Source organism: Pelagibacterium xiamenense, assembly GCF_021166475.1.
Taxonomy (GTDB): domain Bacteria; phylum Pseudomonadota; class Alphaproteobacteria; order Rhizobiales; family Devosiaceae; genus Pelagibacterium; species Pelagibacterium xiamenense.
On the sequence record NZ_JAJOYS010000002.1, the window covers coordinates 742,672 to 766,616 of the forward strand.

The following is a 23,945-nucleotide window of genomic DNA, read 5'->3' on the forward strand; positions in this document are numbered from 1 at the left end:
GGGAGGAAACGTTGGCAATTCCCACCTTCAGGAGAAGACTCAATGAATTGCCAAACCATCATGCAATATCGTGCTTGAACCTTTTTGAGCCAAAGCGCAAGCCGCTAAGCACGAATGTGTATGCAATCCACGACTCGTGTTGCAAAAAGGAATCACTTTTGTGAACCTTTTGTTTACCTCTGTGGCGAGCGCCCTGCATTCGGCCGGTTCAGGCCCGTATTTCCAACTGTCTGGGACTTCATGATAAATTCACAAAACGCCGTGCCCGCTCCCGATTCGATCCTGGCCACGATGACGGAAGCCGCCGCCGCCGCACGCGCCCTCACCCTCTCCCACTTCCGCACGCAATTGTCTGTGGACAATAAACTGACCACCGGCTTCGATCCCGTGACCGAGGCCGACCGGGCCGCGGAAACCGCAATCCGTGATGTGATTCACCGTCATTTCCCCGACCACGCCATCATCGGCGAGGAGTGGGAGGCCAAGACCACCGGCAGCGCCTTCACCTGGATTATCGACCCGATCGACGGCACCCGCGCCTTCATCTCCGGCGTCCCCGTCTGGGGCACACTGATCGGGCTCACCCACAACGGCCGCGCCATCGCCGGCCTTATGGAACAGCCCTTCACCGGCGAGACCTGGACCGGCATTTCCGGCACATCGGCATATCGCCGCGGCGGCGCCGAAGCAGCGCTGAAAACCAGTTCTGTGCAGCGCCTTTCCGCCGTGCGCGCCACCACAACCTCTCCCGAACTCTTTACCGGTCCTTACGCCGCGGGCTGGCACGCCATCCGTGACCGCGTCCTCCAGACCCGCTATGGGCTCGATTGCTATGGCTACGCTCTTTTGGCCTCCGGCCACATCGACCTCGTCATCGAGGCGGGCTTGAAGGACGTCGACATCGCCCCCCTCGTGCCCATCATCGAAGGCGCCGGTGGCGTCGTCACCACCTGGGACGGCGGACGCGCCGAAAAGGGCGGCACCTGCATCGCCGCCGCGACACCTCAATTGCACGAAGAGGCCATGGAAACGCTGCGCGAGGCCATGCTGGCGTAACTTGGGAGGCTGTGCGCCGCAGCACGCTACTCACTCTGCTCGGTCACAAACGCATCGAACGCCGCAAAAAGCTGCGCCCGGATCGCATCGGTTTCCATGAACATCTCGTGCCGCGCACCGGGGATCACGACGTGATGGCCCGTCCGCATCCTGAGCCCCAGCATTTCGGTCGCCGCCGTCGAAACCACCCGGTCGCAGGCGGCTGCAGCGATGAAGACGGGGATCTTGAGGCTGGCGGGAAAATCGAACGCGTTGGCCTCTTCCATGGCCGCCATGGCCGCGGCGATCCAGGATATCGTAGGCGCGCCCACGACGAGCTCGGGATGGGCGGCAAGCGTATCGGCACCGCGCATATACCGCGCCCGATCTCCGGTGAGCGGGTTTCCTTCGAAGGTTTCCGCACTCATCGCCCGGTCTTCCCTGCGTCCGAACGGCATCCGTCCGAACCCCAGGAACCGCGCGGCGTCGAGCACGCGCCGCGCCCATTTCATCCGTATGGGCAGCCCGTCGAGCCCGATCATGGGTGAACATAAGAATGCGCGATCGAACATGATCCGGTCCCGCGCCGCCGCCAGAAGCGCCACCAGCCCGCCGGTCGAATGCCCGACGAGGAAATATGGCGGCGGACAATCGGGCAGAAGGATCTGGCCGTGAAAGCTCCTCAGATCCGTCCAGTAGTCCTCGAAATCCTCGACATGCCCCGCCGAGCGGTTACGCGCCAGCCGTTCGGACCCGCCCTGCCCGCGCAGATCGAAGGTGGCGACGGCAAAGCCGCGCTTTTGAAAATCGGTGATGGTCTCGAAGTACTTCTCGATGAATTCCGCCCGCCCCTGCACGAGACAGATGGTGCCCTTATGGACATCCCCCACGCGCGGAAAGAGCCCATAGCGCAGCTTGACCCCGTCCGCGGCCGTAAAGATCCCCGCGCGGCCGCCCTTAGGCACCGGGTTGGCCTCGATGGTATGGAAACGGGCTGACGGAAGTTGGGCGTGGATATTCACGGGTCGCGGCGCTCTGGCGTTTTCCGCAAGACTACGGACTAGCGCGGGCGCTGACAAACGAAAAGGGAGCACCTGCCCGCGCTGGCGGACGGGTGCTCCCGGAACGGCAGGCCCCATTGCGGGGGGCGGTGAATGGCGCCTGCGTTCTGTTGCGAACGCCTTTCGGTCGTTCACATGATGGTGTTCTAACCGGCAGCGCCTGAACGGGGTCCGAGTGCCCCATTCATTTTCCGTTCATATGCTCGAAATGCCCCGCCCACGGGGGACTTGAACCGCCAAATTGCCGTACCTACTTGATGTGTGTCCGCCGGATATACCGGGGACGGCAGTCCGGAGTTGGCCTCGCCAATAAGGGAGTTTTGCTCCGGCACGGTGACGTGATTCTTGCTTTGAAAGGAGAACACAAATGCAACGTCTCGATTTCACCCCCTTCTACCGCTCCACGGTCGGTTTCGACCGTCTTTTCTCGCGTCTCGACAACCTCGTGAGCGAGGAAGCCAAGAGCTACCCGCCCTACAACATCGAACGCACCGGCGAAGACGCCTATCGCGTGTCGGTTGCGGTGGCCGGGTTCGCTCCGGGCGATATCGCCGTGGAAACAAAGGAGAACAGCCTCCTGGTCAAGGGCGCCCGACCCGAAGGCGCCTCTTCGGGAAACCGTGAATTCCTCCATCGCGGCATTGCCGAACGCGCGTTCGAATTGCGCTTCCAGCTTGCCGAACATGTCGAGGTTTCCGGCGCCTCCCTCGAAAACGGCCTGCTCCACATCGAATTGAAGCGCGAGTTGCCCGAATCCAAGCGCCCGCGCCAGATCGACATCAAGTCCTCGAACGGCAAGACGATCGAGGACCAGACCGTCAACTAAGCGGGGATACCCCGCACACGAAACGGCGCGGTCCGCCGCGCCGTCCACAATAAAGGCAACGTCAAAAAGAACACGTTGCTCATTGCTCTTCTAAAGCGCTTCTCGCGGGCGCCGGCACACACCGTGCTGGCGCCCGGATGCGTTTGCGCCGCCCATTTCCACACCCCACTTGCCGGAACGCGAAAAATCTGCCAAATTCGCGCGCCAATTAGGACAGCACTGTTGTCCAATATTGGGGGACTTTCCGGGCCCCCGGCGGTTGCCGGGTCCGGCAAGGATACATAAATTCAAGTGAACCTCGCGCATTTCTATGCAAGAAGGAGCGCTTGAAATACCGCGCTGCCCATCCGTCTCCCGGAGGCTTCGCGCGGCGTTCGGGGTCACTGCGCCGGCTTTGCGGCACGCTTCTGACCAAAGAACGGGGCCGGTTCGGCCCGAAACAGGGGGTGGCCATTTGGATGCAGTGCTGCCCATAACGTAAAATTAGGCCGCTCCCGCCGAGCCGTACTGCGTACGACCCGAGGGAGTGACCTGCCCCCGGACGGGAGAGAGCGTTTCGGGGACTTTGGCGAGGACCTTGATATGGGCGAATTTGACAAGCGTTTGATCGACATGAGTGTTTCTGCGGCACCCGTGCGTGCGACCAAACCGGTCAACGCCGCCCAGGGGCTTTATGACCCGCGCAACGAGCACGATGCCTGTGGCATCGGCATGATTGCCAACATCAAGAACAAGAAGTCCCACGAAGTCGTGCAGAAGGGCCTCGAAATCCTCGAGAACCTCGAGCACCGCGGTGCCGTGGGCGCCGACCCCCTGATGGGCGACGGCGCGGGCATTCTCGTACAGATCCCGCACGACTTTTTCGCAAAGAGCGTCGATTTCACGCTGCCCGAAGCCGGCGCCTATGCGCCGATCATGATTTTCTATCCCAACGACACCGCGCTGCGCGACCGTTGCGCCGCGCTCGTGCGCAAGTGCCTCGAATCCGAAGGCCTCTCGGTTCTCGGCGAACGCGTCGTTCCCTTCGACAATTCGGCGCTTTCCGAGGGCGTCATCGCGACCCAGCCGATCATCGAACAGATGTTCGTTTCGCGCCCCGAAGGGCTGAGCCTGGACGAGTATGAGCGCCGGTTGCTGATCGCACGCAAGGTCATCTCCAACCGCATCTATAAGGAAATCCCCGAATCCGAGGGGGACAACGGCTTCTACATCGTCTCGATGTCGGCCCGCACCATCGTCTACAAGGGCATGTTCCTCGCCGACCAGCTCGGCAAGTTCTATCTCGACCTCCACGACGAGGCCTTCGAGAGCGCTATCGCACTCGTTCACCAGCGCTTTTCGACAAACACCTTCCCGTCCTGGAAGCTCGCGCATCCTTATCGGATGACGATCCACAACGGCGAGATCAACACCATCCGCGGCAACGTCAACTGGATGGCCGCCCGCCAGGCCTCGGTCGCCTCAAAGCATTTCGGGGACGAGATCTCCAAGATCTGGCCGATCTCCTATGAAGGTCAGTCGGACACCGCGTGCTTCGACAACGCGCTCGAATTCCTCGTGCGCGGCGGCTATTCGCTGCCCCACGCGGCGATGATGATGATCCCCGAAGCCTGGGCCGACAACGTCCTGATGGATGACGAACGCAAGGCGTTCTACGAGTATCACGCTTCGCTCATGGAGCCGTGGGACGGCCCGGCCGCCATGTGCCTTTCGGACGGCCGCTATATCGCCGCGACGCTCGACCGCAACGGCCTCCGCCCCGCGCGCTACCTCATCACCCGCGAGGGCCACGTCGTGCTGGCTTCGGAATCGGGCGTGCTCGACATTCCCGACGAGGACGTCGTCGAGCGCTGGCGCCTCCAGCCGGGCCGTATGCTCCTGATCGACCTCGAAGAGGGCCGCATCGTCTCCGACGAGGAGATGAAGAAGTCCCTGACCGGCAAGCACCCCTACGCCCAGTGGCTGGCGCGCACCCAGATCGTGCTCGAGGATCTGCCCGAAACCGAGCCCAAGGCCCCGCAGACGACCGAGAGCCTTCTCGACCGCATGCAGGCCTTCGGCTACACCACCGAGGACGTCAAGCACCTGATGACGCCCATGGCGACGACGGGCCAGGAAGCCGTCGGCTCGATGGGCACCGATACGCCGATCTCGGCGCTTTCGGACAAGCCGAAGCTCCTCTACACCTATTTCAAGCAGAACTTCGCGCAGGTCACCAACCCGCCGATCGACCCGATCCGCGAGGAATCCGTGATGAGCCTCGTCTCGTTCATCGGCCCGCGCCCCAATCTCTTCGACCTTGAAGGCCTCTCGACCGTCAAGCGCCTCGAGGTACGCCAGCCGATCCTCACCAACGAGGACCTCGAAAAGATCCGAGCCATCGGCGATATGGCCGACAACCAGTTCCAGACCGTCACGCTCGACATCACCTACAACGCCGAAAAGGGCGCCGAGGGGATGGCGGACGCGCTCGAACGGCTCTGCCAGCGCGCCGAAAAGGCCGTCCTTGGCGGCCACAACATCATTGTTCTCTCCGACCGGCTCGTTTCGGCCAAGCGCATCGCGATCCCCGCGCTGCTCGCCACCGCCGCCGTGCACCACCACCTCATCCGCAAGGGCCTGCGGACCTCGTCCGGGCTCGTGGTCGAAACCGGCGAAGCGCGCGAAGTGCATCACTTCGCCGTCCTTGCCGGCTATGGCGCCGAAGCGATCAACCCCTACCTCGCCTTCGAAACCCTCGCGGCCATGCACGCCGAGGGCGAGTTCCCGCCCGAGGTCGACGCCAACGAGGTCATCCATCGCTACATCAAGTCGGTGGGCAAGGGGCTTTTGAAGATCATGTCCAAGATGGGTATCTCGACCTATCAGTCCTATTGCGGCGCCCAGATCTTCGACGCCGTCGGCCTCTCGACGAGCCTCGTCGACAAGTTCTTCACCGGCACCGCCACCACCATCGAAGGCGTCGATCTCGCCGCTGTCGCGGAGGAAACCCTGCGCCGCCACGTCCTCGCTTTCGGCGATGACTATATCTTGCGCAAGGCGCTCGACGTGGGCGGCGAATACGCCTACCGCATCCGCGGCGAAGCCCACGCCTGGGACCCGAACATCGTCGCAAGCCTGCAGCACGCGGTCCGCACCAAGGAAATCAACGCCGAATCCGCCCAGGAGCGCTATGACGCCTTCGCCAGGGCCGTCAACGGCGAGAACGAGCGCTTCCTCACCATCCGCTCCATGTTCGGCGTCAAGCCCATCGGCGCGCCCGTCGATATCTCGGAAGTCGAATCCGCCGAGTCCATCGTCCGCCGGTTCTCCACCGGCGCGATGAGCTTCGGCTCGATCTCGCGCGAGGCCCACACCTCGCTCGCCATCGCGATGAACAGGATCGGCGGCAAGTCCAACACCGGCGAAGGCGGCGAGGAGCCTGACCGCTTCAACCCGCTTCCGGACGGATCGATGAACCCGCAACGCTCGGCCATCAAGCAGATCGCCTCGGGCCGCTTCGGTGTCACCACCGAATATCTCGTCAACGCCGACATGCTCCAGATCAAGGTTGCCCAGGGCGCCAAGCCCGGCGAGGGCGGCCAGCTCCCCGGCCACAAGGTCGACTGGGTGATCGCCAAGACGCGCCATTCGACCCCGGGCGTCGGGCTCATTTCGCCCCCGCCGCACCACGATATCTATTCGATCGAGGATCTGGCGCAGCTCATCTACGATTTGAAGAACGTCAACCCCAAGGCTGACGTTTCGGTCAAGCTCGTCTCCGAAGTCGGCGTCGGCACCGTCGCCGCCGGCGTCGCCAAGGCGCGCGCGGATCACATCACCATTTCCGGCTATGATGGCGGCACGGGCGCTTCGCCCCTGACCAGCCTCAAGCACGCCGGCGGTCCGTGGGAGATCGGCCTCGCCGAGACCCACCAAACCCTGGTCCTCAACCGCCTGCGCTCGCGCGTCAAGCTCCAGGTCGACGGTGGCTTGAAGACAGGCCGCGACGTCCTCATCGGCGCGCTTCTGGGCGCCGATGAGTTCGGCTTCTCGACCGCCCCGCTCATCGCTGCGGGCTGCATCATGATGCGCAAGTGCCATCTGAACACCTGCCCGGTCGGCATCGCCACCCAGGACCCGGTTCTGCGCAAGCGTTTCAAGGGCACGCCCGAGCACGTCATCAACTACTTCTTCTACGTCGCAGAAGAACTCCGCGGCCTCATGGCCCAGCTCGGCGCCAAGTCGCTCAACGACCTCGTCGGGCGTTCGGACCTTCTGGATCAGACCCAGCTCGTCAACCACTGGAAGGCCAAGGGCCTGGATTTCTCCAAGCTCTTCTATAAGCCCGAACCCCTTGGCGGCGACACGATCTACCATTCGGAGGCCCAGAACCATCACCTCGAGGCCGTCCTCGACCGCGAATTGATCAAGAAGGCTATGCCGGCGCTCGAAAACCGCGAGCCGGTGCAGTTCGAAATGCCGATCCGGTCGCTTAATCGCACCGCCGGCGCGATGCTCTCGGGCGAACTGGCCACCCGCTACGGCCTCAAGGGCCTGCCGGACGACACGATCTCCGTGACCTTCCGCGGCACCGCCGGGCAAAGCTTCGGCGCGTTCCTCGCCAAGGGCATCAGCTTCGATCTGATTGGCGACGCCAACGACTATGTCGGCAAGGGCCTCTCGGGCGGGCGCCTCGTCATCCGCCCCTCGGACCAGGCGAAGATCGTCCCCGAGGAATCGATGATCGTCGGCAACACCGTGCTTTACGGCGCCATCTCGGGCGAATGCTACTTCCGTGGCGTCGCCGGCGAACGCTTCGCCGTCCGCAACTCCGGCGCCATCGCGGTCGTCGAGGGTACGGGCGACCACGGCTGCGAATATATGACCGGCGGCCTCGTCGTCGTCATCGGCAAGACCGGCCGCAACTTCGCTGCAGGCATGTCGGGCGGCGTTGCCTACGTGCTTGACGAAGAGGGCGATTTCGCCCGCCGCTGCAACCTCGCAATGGTCGATCTCGAGCCCGTCACCGAGGAGGAGGAGCTCATGCAGAAGCTCCACCACCACGGCGGCGACCTCGAATGGCACGGCCGTGTCGACGTCTCGGCCGACATGACCAGGCACGACGACGAGCGGCTCTACCAGCTCATCTCGAACCACCTGCACTACACCGGCTCGGACCGTGCAAAGACCATCCTCGACAATTGGGAGCACTACCGCCCCAAATTCGTGAAGGTCATGCCCGTCGAATACCGCCGCGCGATGCGGGAAATGGAACAGAAGCGCATGGGCGGCTCCAAGCAGCGCCCGGCCGCGGAATAAAGGAGGAAAGCATGGGCAAGGTTACCGGCTTTCTCGAAATCGACCGTCAGGAACAGCGTTACGAGCCCGCCTCGGACCGCGTCCGCCATTTCGGCGAGTTCACCATTCCGCTCACGGAAAACGAGGTCAAGAACCAGGCCGCGCGCTGCATGGACTGCGGCATTCCCTATTGCCACAACGAGACGACGGGTTGCCCGGTCAATAACCAGATCCCTGACTGGAACGATCTCGTCTGGCAGGACGACTGGGAAGAGGCCGCGCGCAACCTGCATTCGACCAACAACTTCCCCGAGTTCACCGGCCGCATATGCCCCGCCCCGTGCGAGGAGGGCTGCACGCTGAACCTCGAGGACACCCCGGTCGCCATCAAGACCGTCGAGCAGTCGATCGCCGACCGCGCGATCCGCGGCGGCTGGGTGAAACCGCAGGTGCCCGAAACCCGCACGGGCAAGAAAGTCGCCATCATTGGCGCCGGCCCGGCCGGGCTCGCCGCCGCCCAGCAATTGGCCCGCGTCGGTCACGAGGTTCACGTCTACGAGCGCGAGCCCAAGCCAGGCGGTCTGTTGCGCTATGGCATTCCCGACTTCAAGATGGAAAAGCACCATATCGATTTCCGTCAGCGTCAGATGGAAACCGAAGGCGTCATCTTCCACTTCGGCGAAAATATCGGCGTCTCGCGCCCGCTTTCCGAGCTTCAGGACAGCCACGACGCGGTGCTTCTGTGCATCGGCTCGGAACATCCGCGTCACCCGGGCTGCGAAGGCACCGAGTTCGAGGGCGTGCATTATGCGATGCCCTTCCTCGTCCAGCAGAACCGCCGCAACGGCGGCGAAGATGTCTCGGGCGAAGAGCAGATTCTGGCCTCGGGCAAGCACGTCGTCGTCATCGGCGGCGGCGACACGGCGTCCGACTGCATCGGCACTTCGTTCCGCCAGGGCGCGGTATCGGTCACCCAGCTCGACATCCGCCCCCAGCCCCCGGTCAAGGAAGACAAGCTCACCAGTTGGCCCAACTGGGCGGTCAAGATGCGCACCTCGTCCTCTCAGGCTGAAGGCGCCATCCGCGAATTTTCCGCTGGAACGCTGGAGATCATCGGCGATGAGCGCGGCCACGTCACTGGCGTCAAGTGCGCCCGCGTGAGCCAGTCGCGCAAGCCCATCGAGGGCACGGACTTCATCCTCAAGGCCGACCTCGTCCTCATGGCCATCGGGTTCTCCCACCCGGTCTACGAAGGTCTCGTCGAGCAGTCCGGCACGAAACTCGACAAGCGCGGCAACGTTTTCGCCGACACCTTCTCCTACAAGACCTCGGTCGAAGGCCTCTACGCCGCCGGCGACGCTCGCCGTGGCCAGTCCCTCGTCGTCTGGGCCATTCGCGAAGGCCGTCAGGCCGCCCGCGCGATCGATTTGGACCTGATGGGCCAGACCGCCCTTCCCCGGTAACGCTTTTACGCAAAGGGCGGCGCCCGCGCGCCGCCCTTTAGGTCCGCCAAAACTGCAATGACCTGCTAGCGCCCCCCGGGGATATCCTCGGCCGCGACGCCGAGCCCGAACGCATCCACACGCCCCGCCGGCGCCTCGAGAAGCGCTTCGAGATCGAATTCCCCCTTTGGCTCCGACCCGGCCACCAGCAGGTCCTCCGCCCGCCGCACCGCCCCGCCGATCTGCTGGACGACGCCTGCGATCTCGACAAGTTGCGCCTGGTCGAGCCCCTGGAACGGCGGGCGCTGCATCCCCGCGGCATCCGTGCCCGCGAGCGGATCCGCAACCTCGGTGGTGATCCCCCCGCCGGAGTGATATTCCCCGATCGCCCTGTCGATATAAAACGCCAGCTTGTCAGCGCCCGCGCTCGAAAAATGGATGCCGTCGGATTTCCGCATCGAAACGATCTGCCCCGAAAGATCGGGCCCCATCTCCGAATACCCGCCGGCCTCCCCGGTGAAGCGCTCGAACGTTTCGACCCACTCTCCGCCGCTCGCCTGCACGGCCTGCCGGTGCAGCGAGGAAATCTGAACCATGTCGGACGAATAGGTCGGCTGCGCCATCGGCGGCAGTTCCACCCAGACCACAGGCTTTCCCGCCGCACGCAAATCGCCAAGGAAGGCTTCGATACGCGCCGAATACGCCGCCTTCCAGGCCTCGGTCAAAGGCCCCGCGCCCCCGAGCGCCTGCCTGTCATTGATCCCGACCATCACCACGGCGATATCAAAGCTGTCCTCGGCGATCTCTTCGTCGAGCGCCGCGTTCCAGTCGAAAAAGTCGTCGCGCACGAACCCCGAGGACCCCACGCCCTGGCCTAGGATGACCGTTTCAGGGTCCTCCGCATAGAACCGTTCCAACGCCCGCGCCAGATCGACTGCCAGCGAGTCGCCGAAAACGGCAATCCGCGTCGCATTTTCCGATTTCTCGATATCCGTCGGCTGGGGCTGGCTTTGCGGCTGACTCACGACGGGCCGCGACGGCTGTGTTCGGCTCGGCTGGGGTTGCACGGTAACCGGCTCCTGTGCCGGTGGTTGGTCGTCGTTGCCGAAAAGCACTTCGAACAGGCTCCGGCGTGGCCTTTCGTTCTGTCCAAGCGCTTCGGGCGCCGCCAGGGGCAGCGCCAGCATCAGAACCGACAGGAAGATAACGAAGCGTCTGAAAACCATGGCCGATTTTACCGCATCGCTCCGCCCCCGGCTAGCGCGCGGCCTGCGCCAGAAGCCCGTGGCTCCGCGCGGTGATGAACCCGTCCGCCACAAGCCCCCGGTCCGCCTGGAACCGCGCGTATGCGGCCTGCGTGATCGGCCCGATCCGCCCGTCGATCGCCCCGTCGTAATACCCCAGTGCCGCGAGCCACCTCTGGATATCGATCCTTTCCTGCAAACCCGGAAATGCCGTGCCCCGCGGCCACGACGCAACGAACGGCCCGGCCCCTTTGAGCCGGTCGGTCAAATGCGCCACCGAAAGCGCGTAGGAATCGGAAAAATTGTACCCCTTGAGGACAAGATAATTCCGCGTCATCAGAAACTTCGGCCCCGACGTCCCGGCGGGGACATAGAGAAACACCTCCGTGCCCAAATCCCCAAATTCCCGCCCCGCGACGCGCGTTACGCCCCGCTCGGCAAAGAACCGGATCGGCCGGAAATTCTCGCGATCAGCGAGTAGATAGTCGAACCCCTCGGGCACAGCCACCTCAAAGCCCCAGTCGAGCCCCGGCCGATACCCCAACCCCCGCAGATACGTCGCGGAACTCGCCAGCGCATCCGCCAGCGAGCGGTGCACGTCCACCCGCCCGTCGCCGTCGCCATCCTGTCCGTACTGCAGGTTTGCCGTCGGAATGAGCTGCAGATGCCCGATCGCACCGGCCCAGGACCCAACGAGGCTGTCCGGCGCAATCCTCTGGCTCTGGACGATCCGCAAGGCCGCGATCAGTTCCGCCTCGTCCTCAGCGACGCGCCCCCGCCGCTGATGTGCGAGATTGGCGAGCGAGGGAATAACGGGCTTGATGAGCCCGGTATTGCCCAAAATGGCGCCATAATCGCTCTCCATCCCCCAGATCGCTCCGAGAATATAGGGATCGACCCCATAGGCAGTGCCGACAGCCTCAAACAGTGCCGCATTGGCCGCCATCGCCTGGCGCCCGCGGGCGATCCGGCCAGCGCTCACCCTCTGGTCGATATACTCCCAGATCGGCGTCACGAATTCCGGCTGCCCGCCGATATACCGCGCGATTGCGGGATCCTCGCTCACCGGCCCCATCACCGACCGGTAAAGCGCCCGGTCGATCCCGGCCGCGACCGCGACCGCCTCGAACCGCTCCTTGAACGCCGCGAAGCTTTCGACCGGCTGCGCCAGGCCCGGCGCGATCGAGACAAGAAAGGCAAGAAACCCGGTTAGAACACCGAGGGTCTGTCGTTGCGCGTTCCGAGATGCTTTTCCCATGTGTATGCCATCTCCACGATACGCTCGAGGTCGTCATATTCGGGCTGCCAGCCCATCGCCCGGATCCGGTCCGCCCCCGCAACGATCGAAGCGGGGTCGCCCGCGCGCCGGGGGCCATGCTCGACCGCAAAGTCGACCCCCGTCACCTCCTTGACGGTCTTGACCACGGCGTCCACCGAGAACCCGCGTCCATACCCGCAATTCATCGTGACGCTCTCGCCGCCCTTGCGCAAATGGTCAAGCACCAACGCATGTGCGGCAACGAGATCGGTTACGTGAATGTAGTCTCGCACGCACGTCCCGTCCGGCGTCGGGTAATCGTCTCCGAAAACGCTCATCGCGTCGCGCAGCCCCAGCGCCGTCTGCACCGCGACCTTGATGAGGTGCGTCGCCCCGGCGGTCGACTGCCCGGACCGCATCTGCGGATCGGCCCCAGCGACGTTGAAATAGCGCAGCACCCCATAGGTCATCGGATGCGCAGCCGCGACATCCGCAAGCATCCATTCGCTCATCAGCTTGGATTTCCCGTAAGGCGAAACCGGGTTGAGCACGTTGTCCTCGGAGACAGGCTCGAGCCCCACCATGCCGTAAACCGCCGCCGTCGAGGAAAAGATGAAATGGCTGACCCCGCCCCTGACGCAGGTTTCGATCAGCGTCCGCGTCGCGGCTGTGTTGTTGGCGTAATATTTGAGTGGATTGACCACCGACTCGGGCACCACCACCGATCCGGCGAAATGGATCACTGCCTCGATGTCATATTCCGCAATCAGATGTGCAACAAGATCGGTGTCTGCGACATTCCCCTTCACAAACCTCACCCGGTGGTCGACAAGCCAGTCGAAGCCGGTCACGAGGTTGTCCAGAACGACGACGGATTCCCCTGCGTCGGCAAGGTTGAGAACCATATGCGATCCGATATAGCCGGCCCCGCCGGTCACCAGAATGCTCATTTACGCCCTTTCCGCATCGACTTACCCGTCATGATGCGCTTGAATGCTAATCTGTTTTTGTCACACATTTGGCACTAAGGCATTGAAATAGTCTTAGGACGATCACCACCGAAAGAAGGAGCCCTCAGTGGTCCGAAGAGTTCGAACAGCCGTATTTCCCGTCGCCGGTCTTGGTACACGGTTTTTGCCCGCGACCAAGGCCATGCCCAAGGAAATGCTCACCGTGGTCGACCGTCCGGTAATCCAGTACGCGGTCGATGAGGCTCGCGAGGCCGGCATCGAGCACTTCGTCTTCGTCACCGGCCGCAACAAGGGCGTCATCGAGGACCATTTCGACCGCCAGTTCGAACTCGAATCCACCCTTGAGGCCCGGGGCAAGACAAAGGCGCTCGAAGAACTGCGCCGCGACCTTCCCCGCGCCGGACAGACCAGCTTTACCCGCCAGCAGGAGCCGTTGGGGCTCGGCCACGCGGTCTGGTGTGCCCGCGACCTCGTGGGCCGCGAACCCTTCGCGCTGCTGCTCCCCGACATGATCTTCCAGGCCAAAACCGGTGTCCTCAAGCAGATGATGGACGCCTATGAGGAAACCGGCGGCAACATCATCGCGGTCGAGGAAGTCGATCCGCAGGCGGTCTCCTCCTACGGCATCGTCGCGCGCGGCGAAGGCCCCGACCATGGATTTTCCATCACCGGCATGGTGGAAAAACCAAAGCCCGAGGACGCGCCCTCGAACCTCATCATCTCCGGACGCTACATCCTGCAGCCGGAGATCTTCATGCTCCTGTCCGAGCAGACAGTGGGCGCGGGCGGCGAGATCCAGATCACCGACGCCATGCGGCACCTGATGGACCTCCAGCACTTCACCGGCGTCAAATACAGCGGACGCTCCTTCGACTGCGGCTCGAAAATCGGCTTTCTGACGGCCAACGTCGCGTTCGCCCTCGACCGCCCCGACATCTCCGAGGACTTCATGGCCGAACTCAGGACCATGACCGAGGAACTGCCGATCAGTATCGAAGCGTAACCCCGGCGCTCACCCGGTGCACATGGCTGGTCTGCGGGTCGGCCGCACTGTCCTCCTGCAGACCGTAGTCATAATCGAGCACAAGCGCCGTATGCGCCCCCAGCGCAATATCGGCACCCACGCCCGCGCCATAGGTGCGCACGACGCCGTCGCTGTCGGCATTCTCCTGCCAGAGCGCGCTGGCGCTCCCGCGCAGGCCCAGCCAGGAATTGACCCGGTAATCCGCTTCGAGCGCCAGCGTATAATCCACCGTCGCCGCAACGCTCCCGGTCCCCGGCGCGATGCCAGTATCGAAGCTCAGCCGCAATTGCGTCGTCGGATCGGGGTTGAACCCCACCGCCGCCCCATAGAGCACCCGCTCGACCGCCGCCAGCGCGGCATCGTCGAATGTCCGCCGCCCGACGCCCACCGAGGCTTCCGCCGTCACGACGTCCGACCAGTTCCCCGTGAGCCCGCCCCGCAGCGCATAAGCCCATCCGTTCCGCGATGCCCCCAAATCGTCCGATACGGCATCGAAATCCTCGCGCCGCCCATCCGCCGCCGCGAACACCCCCACGATCGGCGTCAGCGCATACCCAAGCCGTACCCCGCCCGAAACCGCCGTCATGTTCTCCGCATCGTTGTAGACGATCGTGCCGTCCGCAAGCGTCGTCGGGCTCACCGTCTCGCGCAGCACCCCCGCCGAGACCGCCAGATTGGCGCGCGCGAAATCCTGCGAGAACGTCGCATCGGCGCTGCCCGACACCCGCAAAGCCTCGGTCTCGATCGCCGAATCCGCGCTGTCGAACCCTGTCGGATCGTCCTGCCCCACCGCCAGAGCACCCCGCAGCGCGAGCTGCCGCGTCGGTCCGAAATCCCGTGTCACGTTCAGTTCGGCAAGCCCGTCCCCGATCTCCACCGTATCGCCCTCGACATAGACGAGCCCCGCGCTCACCGCGAGTTCGGCCGCAAGATCGTCCCGCGCATAGCTGAAATTGGCCGCCGGGGTCACCGAGGCCTCATAGGAGCCTTCCCCCTCGTCGACCACATAGCTCCCCCGAAGCGTCACGCTCAATTCGGTGTCGAAAAGCGGCACCGGATCGGAAATCCGTGGCGCCGGATCGTAAACCGCCGGCTGCGGCACCGGTGGAGCCACCGGTGTTTGCTGAATTGGCGCGGTCTGCGGCACAGGCGCCGCTGCCTGCTCGGGCACCGGCACCGGCGCGGCGCTGGGTCCCGTCTGCGCCGTGTGGCACAACATCGCCGGCTCGCAGAAATCGCTGCCATAGCCCGACCGCAGCAGATCGAGATTGTCAGTCCCCGATCCATCCCCTTGCGCAAGCGCGCCCGGCACGGCGAACCCCGCCGCACCGATGATCAGCAGCGCTCTATAAACCATGGATGAGACCGACACCGGAACGACTCCCGAGCGCCCCCGCCTCGCGCGAGGGCCGACCCTGAAGCTTTCAACTTATGGTTAACAAAGGTTTACCGGTATGCCCGATTGCGGAAAATTGGGTGGATTCGGCGGCCGTCGGGTTAAGTCCTGATTAGCCTATGCCCCTCTATAGTGCGCAAGATTGAGTATTCGCGTACGTGCCAGAAGGCACGAGGAGTAAGGCATGGATCTCGCCACAATCATCGGCATCATCGTCGGTGCCGCTGTTATCGCCTTTGCGATTTTCATGGGCGGCTCGTTTGGCGCATTTGTCGATGCCCCCTCTATCCTGATCGTCATCGGCGGCGGTTTCGCCGCGACCCTGATCCGCTTTCCCCTTGCCGGCGTCCTCAACGCGCTGATCACCGGCGGCCGCGTGGCCTTCACCCACAAGAAGGTCGAGCCGCGCGAACTGATCGACAAGATCGCCAGGATGGGCGACATCGTCCGCCGCCAGGGCCCGCTTGGACTCGAAGGCCTCGATCTCGACGAACCCAATCTGCGCAAGGGCGCCCAGTACATCGCCGACGGCTATGACGGCGCGTTCATCCGCGAATCCATGGAGCTCGAGCGCGACCAGTACCTCGCGCGCCTCTCCGAAGGCCAGCGCGTCTTCAAGTCCCTGGGCGACGCCGCCCCCGCTTTCGGCATGATCGGCACCATCGTCGGCCTCGTCCAGATGCTGGGCAACATGGACGACCCCTCCGCCATCGGCCCCGCAATGGCCGTGGCGCTCCTCACGACGCTTTACGGCGCGGTCATCGCCAACCTCGTCTGTCTGCCCATTTCCGACAAACTCAACGCCAAGCTTGACGTCGAGGAAGTCAACCAGACCCTCATCATCGACGGCATCATGTCGATCCGCGACGGCAAGAGCCCCAACCTCATCCGCGAAATGCTCGTCGCATACCTGCCCGAGCACCAGCGCGAGGCCGACACCGAGCTCAAGGCAGCCTGATGGCGAAGGCGGCTGCACGCAAAAAGAATGGCGGCGGCGGCAGTGTCCCCGATTGGCTGGTCACGTTCGCGGACCTGATGTCGATCCTCGTGTGCTTTTTCGTCCTGATCATTTCCTTTTCGATCCAGGACGAACAAAAGCTCCAGGTCGTCGCCGGCTCCATGCGCGACGCCTTCGGCATCGTCCAGACCTTCTCGCGCACCGCGGTGATCGAGCGCGACGGCAACCCCGAACGCGAATTTCTCAAATCCGTGACCTACGATCCCCAGGAGCTCGAAACCCAGTTCTCCGAGATCGAACACGACCGCTTCTCCCAGCAGGGTCCCGAGGTCAACACCTACCAGAACGAGCGCGCCGAGGTGGAATCCCGCCAGCGGTTCGCCCTCGCCGCCGCCTCGATCCAGCAGGCCTGGCGCGAAAACCCCCAGATCACGACGGTGAGCGACAACCTCATCCTCGAAGAGACCGAAGAGGGGCTCAACATCCTGATCGCCGATCAGGAAGGCCGCCCCATGTTCCCCGAGGGCTCGAAATACCCCTACGAGGCCACCCGCCAGGCCATCGCCGCCATGGCTCCCATCCTCCAGCGCCTGCCCAATCCCATCCGCATCTCCGGGCACACCGCCGCGGGCGTGCAGTACGCCAACCCCAATTACGGCTCCTGGGAACTTTCCTTCGACCGCGCCAACATAACCCGCCAGGTTCTCCAGGAATTCGGCCTGTCCTCAAACCGCATCGAAGCCGTCATCGGCCGCGCCGAAACCGAGCCCTACTTCGCCAACGACCCTTATCTCGCCGCCAACCAGCGCGTGAAGATCACCATCCTCAACGAAGACCCGCCGGTACCCGCCGAACTGACCCCCTGACGCAGACGGCACCTCCCCTGCACAAGCGGCCCCCGCCGTGCTATATTGCCGGGCGGATCGGGAGGATTTTCCGCCATGACCACAATCGCCGTCCGCGCACGCATTACCGGTCACGTCCAGGGCGTGGCCTTCCGCGCCTGGACCCGGGTCGAAGCCGAACGCCATGGCCTTTCCGGATGGGTCCGCAACCAGACCGACGGGTCTGTGGAAGCATTGGTCATCGGCCCGTCTGCAGAGGTCGCTGCAATGGTACGCGCCCTGCACAAAGGCCCGCCCGCAGCCCGGATTTCAACGGTCGACACTGAAAAGATCGAACCCGACACCGAAGTCCGGGACTTTCGCATCCTTGGCTAGAATGGCTCCCCGAGCCTGGAGCGCGCGGCGCCCCTTGGAGCGAGCTACCGAAGGCTGAAACGAAAAAAGGCGGGAGACAACTCCCGCCTTCCTTTTTGGTGAGCCGGTTGCGCCTACCGCTCGGCCGCAACCTGATCGGGCGTCACGATACCGAAATCATTGCCCCAGGTATTGCGGATGAACGTCGCGATATGCGCGATATCGTCATCGCTGAGCTGGCTGCCGAATGCCGGCATGTAGCCGAAACCGTTGACGATGGCGTTGGCCACGTGCTCGGCGTCGGCGAGGTTGTCATTGCCTGCCAGCGCCGGCCCGGCACCGCCGCCGCCCGCCTGCCCATGGCAGCTCGCGCAATTGACGCTGAATTTGGGCAGCCCCGCGCTCGCAAACGCTTCGACGCTTTCTTCGACCGCCGCGGCGTCGGCGGTTTCATCCGAACCGCCGGTCGCGGGATCTTCCCACTCTTCGCCCGCATTGCCGCCGGCGGCGGCATCCTGCGCTCCGGCAGCGTCGTCGCCTTCACCCATGCTCAGCGTACTGCCTTCTTCGCCATAGGTGAACTTGAGGATAGCACCGGGATTGTGCAGCACGCTCGTGCGGAGTTCATCGCCATAGAGCTGCGCGGCCGAGCCGAACGCATCGGTCGCGATGAACACGTCGCGGCCACTGGGTCCAACCAGCACGTCGCGATACCGGTTCTGGGTATTGAACCACGCCTCGGGCAGACCGTCGGCAGACTGGCCGTCTTCCGAGAGTTTCTGCACATAAAGCACGCCATGCTTGAGTGTCGGGATCAAAACCGAGTTGTCCCACTCCTGGATGCCGTTCTCGCCGGCCTCGTAGTACAGCACCGAGGAAGGCGCGATTGTCGGGTTGCAGATATACCCGCACTGCTCGCCGAACGGGAAATCGTCCTCGACCGTGAAATAGGTTGCCAATGGCGCGACCATCTCCGGCTCGAACTCGCTTTCGGGAAACTGCGGAACCGAATCGGGGATCGGATCGGCATTGGTATCGACGTCTTCGGGCGCCTCGCTCCAATTGGCGTAAAGATAGGCGGAATCGTCGATATAGCCCGCGACGTTTGGCCAGCCGTAATTGCCACCCGGCGTGATGATATTGAGTTCATCGTCGCTGGAGGGACCGTGTTCGGTTTCGTAAAGCGTGCCGTCAGGACCGAAGGCGATCCCCTGGGGGTTCCGGTGGCCATAGCTGTAGATATGGCTGCGCACACCATCGATCTCGGGATTATCCTCGGGAATGGAGCCATCCAGATTGAGCCGCAGGATTTTGCCCGAATAGGTCCGCCAGTTCTCGCTGTCGACCTCTTCCTGCGTCGGCAGGGCCTGGGCGAGATTGGGACGGCGGATATTGCGGCCGAAATTGGCGCCTTGTTCGCCGATCGAATAATAAAGATGCATGTCCGGCCCGATGACCACGCGGCCGGCATTGTGATCGTTCCAGGCCGGAAGGCCGGTAATCACCTCGGTCGGCTCGATCATCTGCTGAAGCGAGCTGTCCCAGCTGTAGCGCACGATCTGTGCGGCAGGATCGGGGTCTTCGGCGGTGCCGTTGTTGATAGTGTAGGCGATGTAGACATAATCATTGCCCGTGCCCTGCATGAATTCCGGGTGCAGCGCCAGTCCGAGCAGGCCTTCATGCTGGGGACCGGTATAGACGTCCTCGAGCGTAAGCGCCAATTGCTGGTTGCCGGTTGCGGGATCGACACGGGTTACCTCCCCGCTCGTGCGCTCGGTTACCCAGATCATTTCATCCGGACCCCAGACCATCGCCCAGGGATTGGAGAGCCCGGTCGTAAGAACGCGGGAGGAAAACAGCTCGTTCTGGCCGGTCTCGATGTCGACCGGCGTTTCCTGCGCCAGCACAGGACCAGCGCCGATCGCCAGCGCCAGGGCAGCCGTGCTACCGGCCAGAAGGCGCATGACTGAGCCGCCACGCGAGGAGTCAGTATGCCCGGATTTGCTCGGTGACCTCATAGAAAATGCTCCATCTTTATGTGAGGGGGATGAAATTGGGGTGGATTGAAACGGCGAATGGAACGCCATGTTAGGTAACATGCTAGTTGCGGGCAAGACCCTCACCGACACGTTAGCGTGCTTGTGCTGATGGCAGGGCATACGCCTTCGGCGGGTCCAGAACCATGGTCTGACGGTAAGCACGAGCCCTCCTTTGGCGCGATCCGAACAGGGCGGAGCAACGTCGAACGTCGCCCTGGGCGCACGGTAGTCAGGCCATGTGACGTTCTCATAATCGCCGCTGTGCCGTCTCCTCCGGCACAGCCCACGAGCGCCTGTGGGACCGCCGGCGCGCAACTGCCCGATGAACGGTAACCCGCCAAATGGACAGGGGTTCCCCACGCGGCTCAATTGGTTATCGCATGATGCCCGAAAGGGCCGCACCCGCCCGGCCCCGGCCGCAATCAGACGCCGGGTCGGTGGGCCGGTATCATCGGTGCGGGCAAAGCGCCAATAGGCGTCCGCTAGGGCGTGGCGTGATCCTCACAGCCACCCCGAAAGCTCCCGCCGCACCACCGTCTCGATCATGTTCATCCCGGCCGGGGTGTCATTGAGGCACGGGATATACGCATAGCGCTCGCCCCCTGCGCCCATGAACTCCTCCTCCCCGGTGATCGCGATCTCTTCGAGCGTCTCGATGCAGTCGGCCGAAAACGCCGGCGCGAGAATGGCGATCTTCTTGACCCCCTTGCCCGGCAGCGCCTTGAGCGTCTCGTCGGTATAGGGCTGCAGCCATTCCTCCCGGCCGAACCGGCTCTGGAACGTGACCATGATCTTGTCTTCGGACCACCCCAGATGCTCGCGCACCAGTCGCGTCGTCTTCACGCACTGGCAGTGATAGGGATCGCCCCTCATGAGGTAGGATTTCGGCATCCCGTGATAGGAGGTGATGACCAGATCGGGGGTAAAATCGAGCTTTGCGATCCCCTCGGTGATCGACTGCGCCAGGACGGCAACATAGTTCGGGTCGTCGAAATAGGCCGGCACGGTGCGTACCGCCGGTTGCCAGCGCAGCGTCCTGAGCGCGTCGAAGGCCTTGTCGTTCGCCGTCGCTGTCGTCGTTGCGGAATATTGCGGATAGAGCGGGAACAGCAATATCCGGTCGCACCCGGCTTCCTTCAACCTCTCGACCCCGCTTCTGGTCGAGGGGTTCCCGTACCGCATGGCATAGTCGACCACGACGTTCTCGTCGGTCGAAAATGCAGCCTGCAGCTTTTGCGCCTGTGAGCGGGTTATGACCCGCAGCGGGCTTTCATCGTGCTCCTTGTCCCAGATACGCGCGTAGTTTGCACCGGCCTTTTGCGGGCGGAACGAGAGGATGACGCCATTGAGAATCGGCCACCACAACCACCGCGGCGTCTCGATCACGCGCGGATCGGAAAGAAATTCCTTCAAGTACCGGCGCACGCTCCAATAGTCGGTCGCGTCCGGCGTCCCCAGGTTCAAGAGCAGCACCCCGATCTTGCGCGGCGTGATCGGCGGATGGCCGGCGGGCAAAAAATCATTCATGTCGCGTCTCGTTATGCAAGGCGTGAGGCTTGGCGGGGCTATACGCACCCGGCGCGCGGAAAGTTTCGCGCACAATAGCCGCTATGCCGCCCCCGGCAACAGCCGCGGCTTCAAATGCGGCAACTTGCCCGCGCTTATGGAGTTATCCCCGCACGGTCGGCGGGGACTACTATGGCGTCGCGAAAAACAAAAGGAGCCCGAACCCCATAACCGCGAGCGCACCGGCCAATTCGACCCACCAGAGCACCACCCCGGCCACCGCGCCGCCGCCGCCATAGCGCATCATGAGCCCCTTGGCCCCCAGCGCCAGGGTCGCGAGCACCCCCACCGTGATCGCCGTTCCCAGGGCCATCAGGAACGTTGCCGCGATCCCCGCTGCAAGCACGCCCTGGGTCAGCGCAAAGACGAGGACCACAAGCGCCCCCGAGCACGGTCTTATCCCCACCGAGAAGACGACGCCTGCCATCGAACGCCAGTTGCCGCCCGTTTGTTGAGGTAAAACAACGTGATGGGCGTGCTCATCATGCCCATCGTGGCGGTCATCGTGTCCATCGTGGCCGTGACGATGGTCAGCGTGGGCATGACGATGCTCAGCGTGATGATGGTGATGCCCGAACCCCAGAATATGGCGCGCCGCCAGCCATGCTCCGAGCACCGCCACGAGCACATACGACCCCCGCGTCATCACCCCCGCCGCGTCGCTCATCGCCACCGACGTCGCCCGGAGCAGCCCCACGGCAACCAGGACGAACGCCACCGCAACCACCGCCTGCATCATCGCCGACAGGAAGCTCAAGACGATCCCGCGCCGCAATTGCCGTTCATTCGCAACGACATAGGATGAGATCACCACCTTGCCATGCCCTGGCCCGGCTGCGTGCAGGATGCCGTAGAGAAAGCTTAATCCCCCCAATATCCAGAACGCGTTATTGTCCTCGCGAAGCGCCGAAAGCGCATCGGTCAGCGCCCGGTAGAACGTTCGCTGTTGATCGGCCACCCAGCCCATGAACCCGCCCTGCCCGGGCGCCATGGCAGGCTCGGAGGGCGGCGCGGCAAACGGCCGGGGCGCGGGCGCCGAAATCGCTTGCGCGATCGCATCGCTCGCCGTCGCGGCGGCGCGCTGGGGGCAGGTGATGGTGATCCGGTTCGCCAGATCCCGCGCCGCCTGTTTGAGTTCGGGCGGCAGCTCGAGCACGTCGGGGCCGAGCAGATAAAGCTGCTCCTCGAGAGCCGGATCGATCATCTGCGGCGGATGCGCCTGCGCCGAACACCCCGCGGGAGCGCCCTCGACCGTGACCGCGCTGTCATTGGGAAACGTGATCTCCGAATAATATTCGGGATCGCCCACGATGATATCGAATTCCCCTGAGATTTCACGGGGTTGCTCGAGCCAGACGGTATAGCTCAGCGTCGTCTGCTCGTTCTCGTACCGCATCGAAGGATCGTGCGGCCCCTGAAGCCCCAGCGCCTCCTCGTCGGCTCCGGCATAGGTATAAAACTCGTAATATGCGAGCCCCACCATGTTCTCTTCGGCGAGTTCCTGCATCTCCGCGGGTGCCAGAACCCCGTCGCCATCGGTATCGAGCCCCTGGATTGCCCACGCCGAAAAATACGGATCGAACGTCCATTCATGCCGGATTCCCGCCAGCGCGCCGTCCTCGAAAAGGACCGTCGATCGCGCATCGACCCAGACGTGGGGATGCGCCTGTGCCGCGCCCGCACAACAAAGGGCCAGCCCCAGAACCGCCAGCCCGCGCCGCATCATTAGAGTCATATAAGGTCCTGTTATAAAGGGTTCTTTTCGAACCACGCGACAAGAAAATCGATCAGCGCCCGCACCTTTCCCGACAGATGCCGGCGATGCGGATAAACCGCCTGCAGGAACGCCCGATACGGCAGATAATCCTGCAGCACCGGCACCAGCGTCCCCTCGGCGATGGCCGAATCGGCCAGAAAGCTGGGTAGTAGGGCGAAACCTAGGCCCTTTTGTGCCGCGATCAGCACAGCGACCGGCGAATTGACCTTCACCTGCCCATCCACATGAATCGAAACGGTCCGCCCGTCCTCGATGAACCGCCAGTTCGCCTGGCCGGTCATGTTGGTATCGACGATGCACGGCAGCCCGCGCAACGCCTCGGGCGATTTGGGCACGCCGAACGCCTTGATCACCGACGGCGCGGCGCAGATTCTCACCGAGGTTTCCGCAATCTTGCGGGCGATAAGCGAGCTGTCGGCCATTGCCGAGATCCGCAGCGCGAGGTCGATTCCCTCGTCGACGAGGTCCACCATACGGTCCTCGAGCCGCAGATCCAGCGTCACATCCGGATGCTGCGCGACGAACGCGAAGAGCGGATCGACGAGCATCTGCTCCCCGAAATTTCGCGGCGCGGACACCCGCAGGACCCCGCGCGGCGCCGCCGTCTGGTCCGATATCGTCGCATCGAGATCGTCGAGCTGGGAAAGGATCTGGTTCACCTCGCGGTAATACGCCTCCCCTGCCTCGGTCAGGCTCAGCTTCCGCGTCGTCCGGTTCATCAGCCGCACCCCGAGATATTCCTCGAGATCGGTCACATACTTCGACAGGAGCGCCTTGGACCGCCCGTGTATCCGCGCCGCTGCCGAAAATCCGCCCGCGTCGTAAACCTGCACGAAGGCCCGGATTCGCGCCAGATCCTGTGTCATTCC

17 protein-coding genes are annotated in these 23,945 nt (G+C 63.6%); 8 read left to right on the plus strand and 9 right to left on the minus strand.

The window, feature by feature from the left end; all coding sequences use genetic code 11:
- The first annotated feature begins 240 nt into the window (after positions 1-240).
- Complete coding sequence (hisN, locus tag LSG43_RS11535; protein ID WP_255714154.1) at positions 241-1,056, plus strand: histidinol-phosphatase; 816 nt, start codon at positions 241-243, stop codon at positions 1,054-1,056.
- 26 nt (positions 1,057-1,082) lie between these two features.
- On the opposite strand, the gene LSG43_RS11540 is transcribed toward hisN, so the two are convergent.
- Positions 1,083-2,057, minus strand: coding sequence for an alpha/beta fold hydrolase (locus LSG43_RS11540; protein ID WP_231804231.1), 975 nt, complete (start codon positions 2,055-2,057; stop codon positions 1,083-1,085).
- Between the two features lie 406 nt (positions 2,058-2,463).
- On the opposite strand from LSG43_RS11540, the gene LSG43_RS11545 reads away from it, so the two are divergent.
- The 3 genes from LSG43_RS11545 (at position 2,464) to LSG43_RS11555 (ending at position 9,665) form a co-directional block, all read left to right on the plus strand.
- A complete protein-coding gene (locus tag LSG43_RS11545) occupies positions 2,464-2,922 on the plus strand; it encodes an Hsp20 family protein (RefSeq protein WP_231804233.1) in 459 nt (152 codons plus the stop codon).
- 612 nt (positions 2,923-3,534) lie between these two features.
- Complete coding sequence (gltB, locus tag LSG43_RS11550; RefSeq protein WP_231804687.1) at positions 3,535-8,223, plus strand: glutamate synthase large subunit; 4,689 nt, start codon at positions 3,535-3,537, stop codon at positions 8,221-8,223.
- A gap of 11 nt (positions 8,224-8,234) precedes the next feature.
- Complete coding sequence (locus LSG43_RS11555) at positions 8,235-9,665, plus strand: glutamate synthase subunit beta (RefSeq protein ID WP_231804235.1); 1,431 nt, start codon at positions 8,235-8,237, stop codon at positions 9,663-9,665.
- A 65-nt stretch (positions 9,666-9,730) separates the two neighbouring features.
- On the opposite strand, the gene LSG43_RS11560 is transcribed toward LSG43_RS11555, so the two are convergent.
- Genes LSG43_RS11560 through galE form a run of 3 tightly spaced genes read right to left on the minus strand, consistent with a single transcriptional unit; the run spans position 9,731 to position 13,096 of the window.
- Complete coding sequence (locus LSG43_RS11560) at positions 9,731-10,870, minus strand: SGNH/GDSL hydrolase family protein (protein WP_231804237.1); 1,140 nt, start codon at positions 10,868-10,870, stop codon at positions 9,731-9,733.
- Positions 10,871-10,901: 31 nt separating this feature from the next.
- Positions 10,902-12,146, minus strand: coding sequence for a lytic murein transglycosylase (locus LSG43_RS11565; RefSeq protein WP_231804239.1), 1,245 nt, complete (start codon positions 12,144-12,146; stop codon positions 10,902-10,904).
- Positions 12,098-13,096: a UDP-glucose 4-epimerase GalE gene (gene galE, locus LSG43_RS11570; protein WP_231804241.1), complete on the minus strand. Its 999-nt coding sequence runs from the start codon at positions 13,094-13,096 to the stop codon at positions 12,098-12,100. Before galE ends, LSG43_RS11565 begins: the two co-directional genes overlap by 49 nt.
- A gap of 127 nt (positions 13,097-13,223) precedes the next feature.
- Here galE and galU point away from each other — a divergent pair, with 127 nt between their 5' ends.
- A complete protein-coding gene (gene galU, locus LSG43_RS11575; RefSeq protein ID WP_231804243.1) occupies positions 13,224-14,120 on the plus strand; it encodes a UTP--glucose-1-phosphate uridylyltransferase GalU in 897 nt (298 codons plus the stop codon).
- Here the strand turns inward: galU and LSG43_RS11580 are convergent.
- A complete protein-coding gene (locus tag LSG43_RS11580; protein ID WP_231804245.1) occupies positions 14,104-15,513 on the minus strand; it encodes an outer membrane beta-barrel protein in 1,410 nt (469 codons plus the stop codon). The genes galU and LSG43_RS11580 overlap by 17 nt on opposite strands.
- A gap of 208 nt (positions 15,514-15,721) precedes the next feature.
- Here LSG43_RS11580 and LSG43_RS11585 point away from each other — a divergent pair, with 208 nt between their 5' ends.
- The 3 genes from LSG43_RS11585 to LSG43_RS11595 all read left to right on the plus strand — a co-directional run bounded on the left by LSG43_RS11585 (position 15,722) and on the right by LSG43_RS11595 (position 17,715).
- Positions 15,722-16,495 carry a motility protein A gene (locus LSG43_RS11585; RefSeq protein ID WP_231804247.1) on the plus strand — a complete coding sequence of 258 codons (774 nt, stop codon included), beginning with the start codon at positions 15,722-15,724 and terminating at the stop codon, positions 16,493-16,495.
- Entirely contained in the window at positions 16,495-17,361 is an 867-nt protein-coding gene (locus LSG43_RS11590) for an OmpA/MotB family protein (protein ID WP_231804249.1), read from the plus strand. The genes LSG43_RS11585 and LSG43_RS11590 overlap by 1 nt, the downstream gene beginning before the upstream one ends.
- A gap of 75 nt (positions 17,362-17,436) precedes the next feature.
- On the plus strand, positions 17,437-17,715 hold the full coding sequence (locus LSG43_RS11595) for an acylphosphatase (protein ID WP_231804251.1): 279 nt from the start codon (positions 17,437-17,439) through the stop codon (positions 17,713-17,715).
- Between the two features lie 113 nt (positions 17,716-17,828).
- Here LSG43_RS11595 and LSG43_RS11600 read toward each other — a convergent pair whose 3' ends face one another.
- From LSG43_RS11600 to LSG43_RS11615, 4 genes are all read right to left on the minus strand, one after another.
- Positions 17,829-19,712 (minus strand): glucose/sorbosone family PQQ-dependent dehydrogenase, encoded by a 1,884-nt coding sequence (locus LSG43_RS11600; protein ID WP_231804253.1) that lies wholly within the window; start codon positions 19,710-19,712, stop codon positions 17,829-17,831.
- A gap of 522 nt (positions 19,713-20,234) precedes the next feature.
- Complete coding sequence (hemH, locus tag LSG43_RS11605) at positions 20,235-21,260, minus strand: ferrochelatase (RefSeq protein ID WP_231804255.1); 1,026 nt, start codon at positions 21,258-21,260, stop codon at positions 20,235-20,237.
- Positions 21,261-21,429: 169 nt separating this feature from the next.
- The gene (locus tag LSG43_RS11610) at positions 21,430-23,034 is read right to left on the minus strand and encodes a HoxN/HupN/NixA family nickel/cobalt transporter (RefSeq protein WP_231804257.1); all 1,605 of its coding nucleotides are present in this window, start codon (positions 23,032-23,034) and stop codon (positions 21,430-21,432) included.
- An 11-nt stretch (positions 23,035-23,045) separates the two neighbouring features.
- Positions 23,046-23,942, minus strand: coding sequence for a LysR family transcriptional regulator (locus LSG43_RS11615; RefSeq protein ID WP_231804259.1), 897 nt, complete (start codon positions 23,940-23,942; stop codon positions 23,046-23,048).
- Between the last annotated feature and the right edge of the window lie 3 nt (positions 23,943-23,945).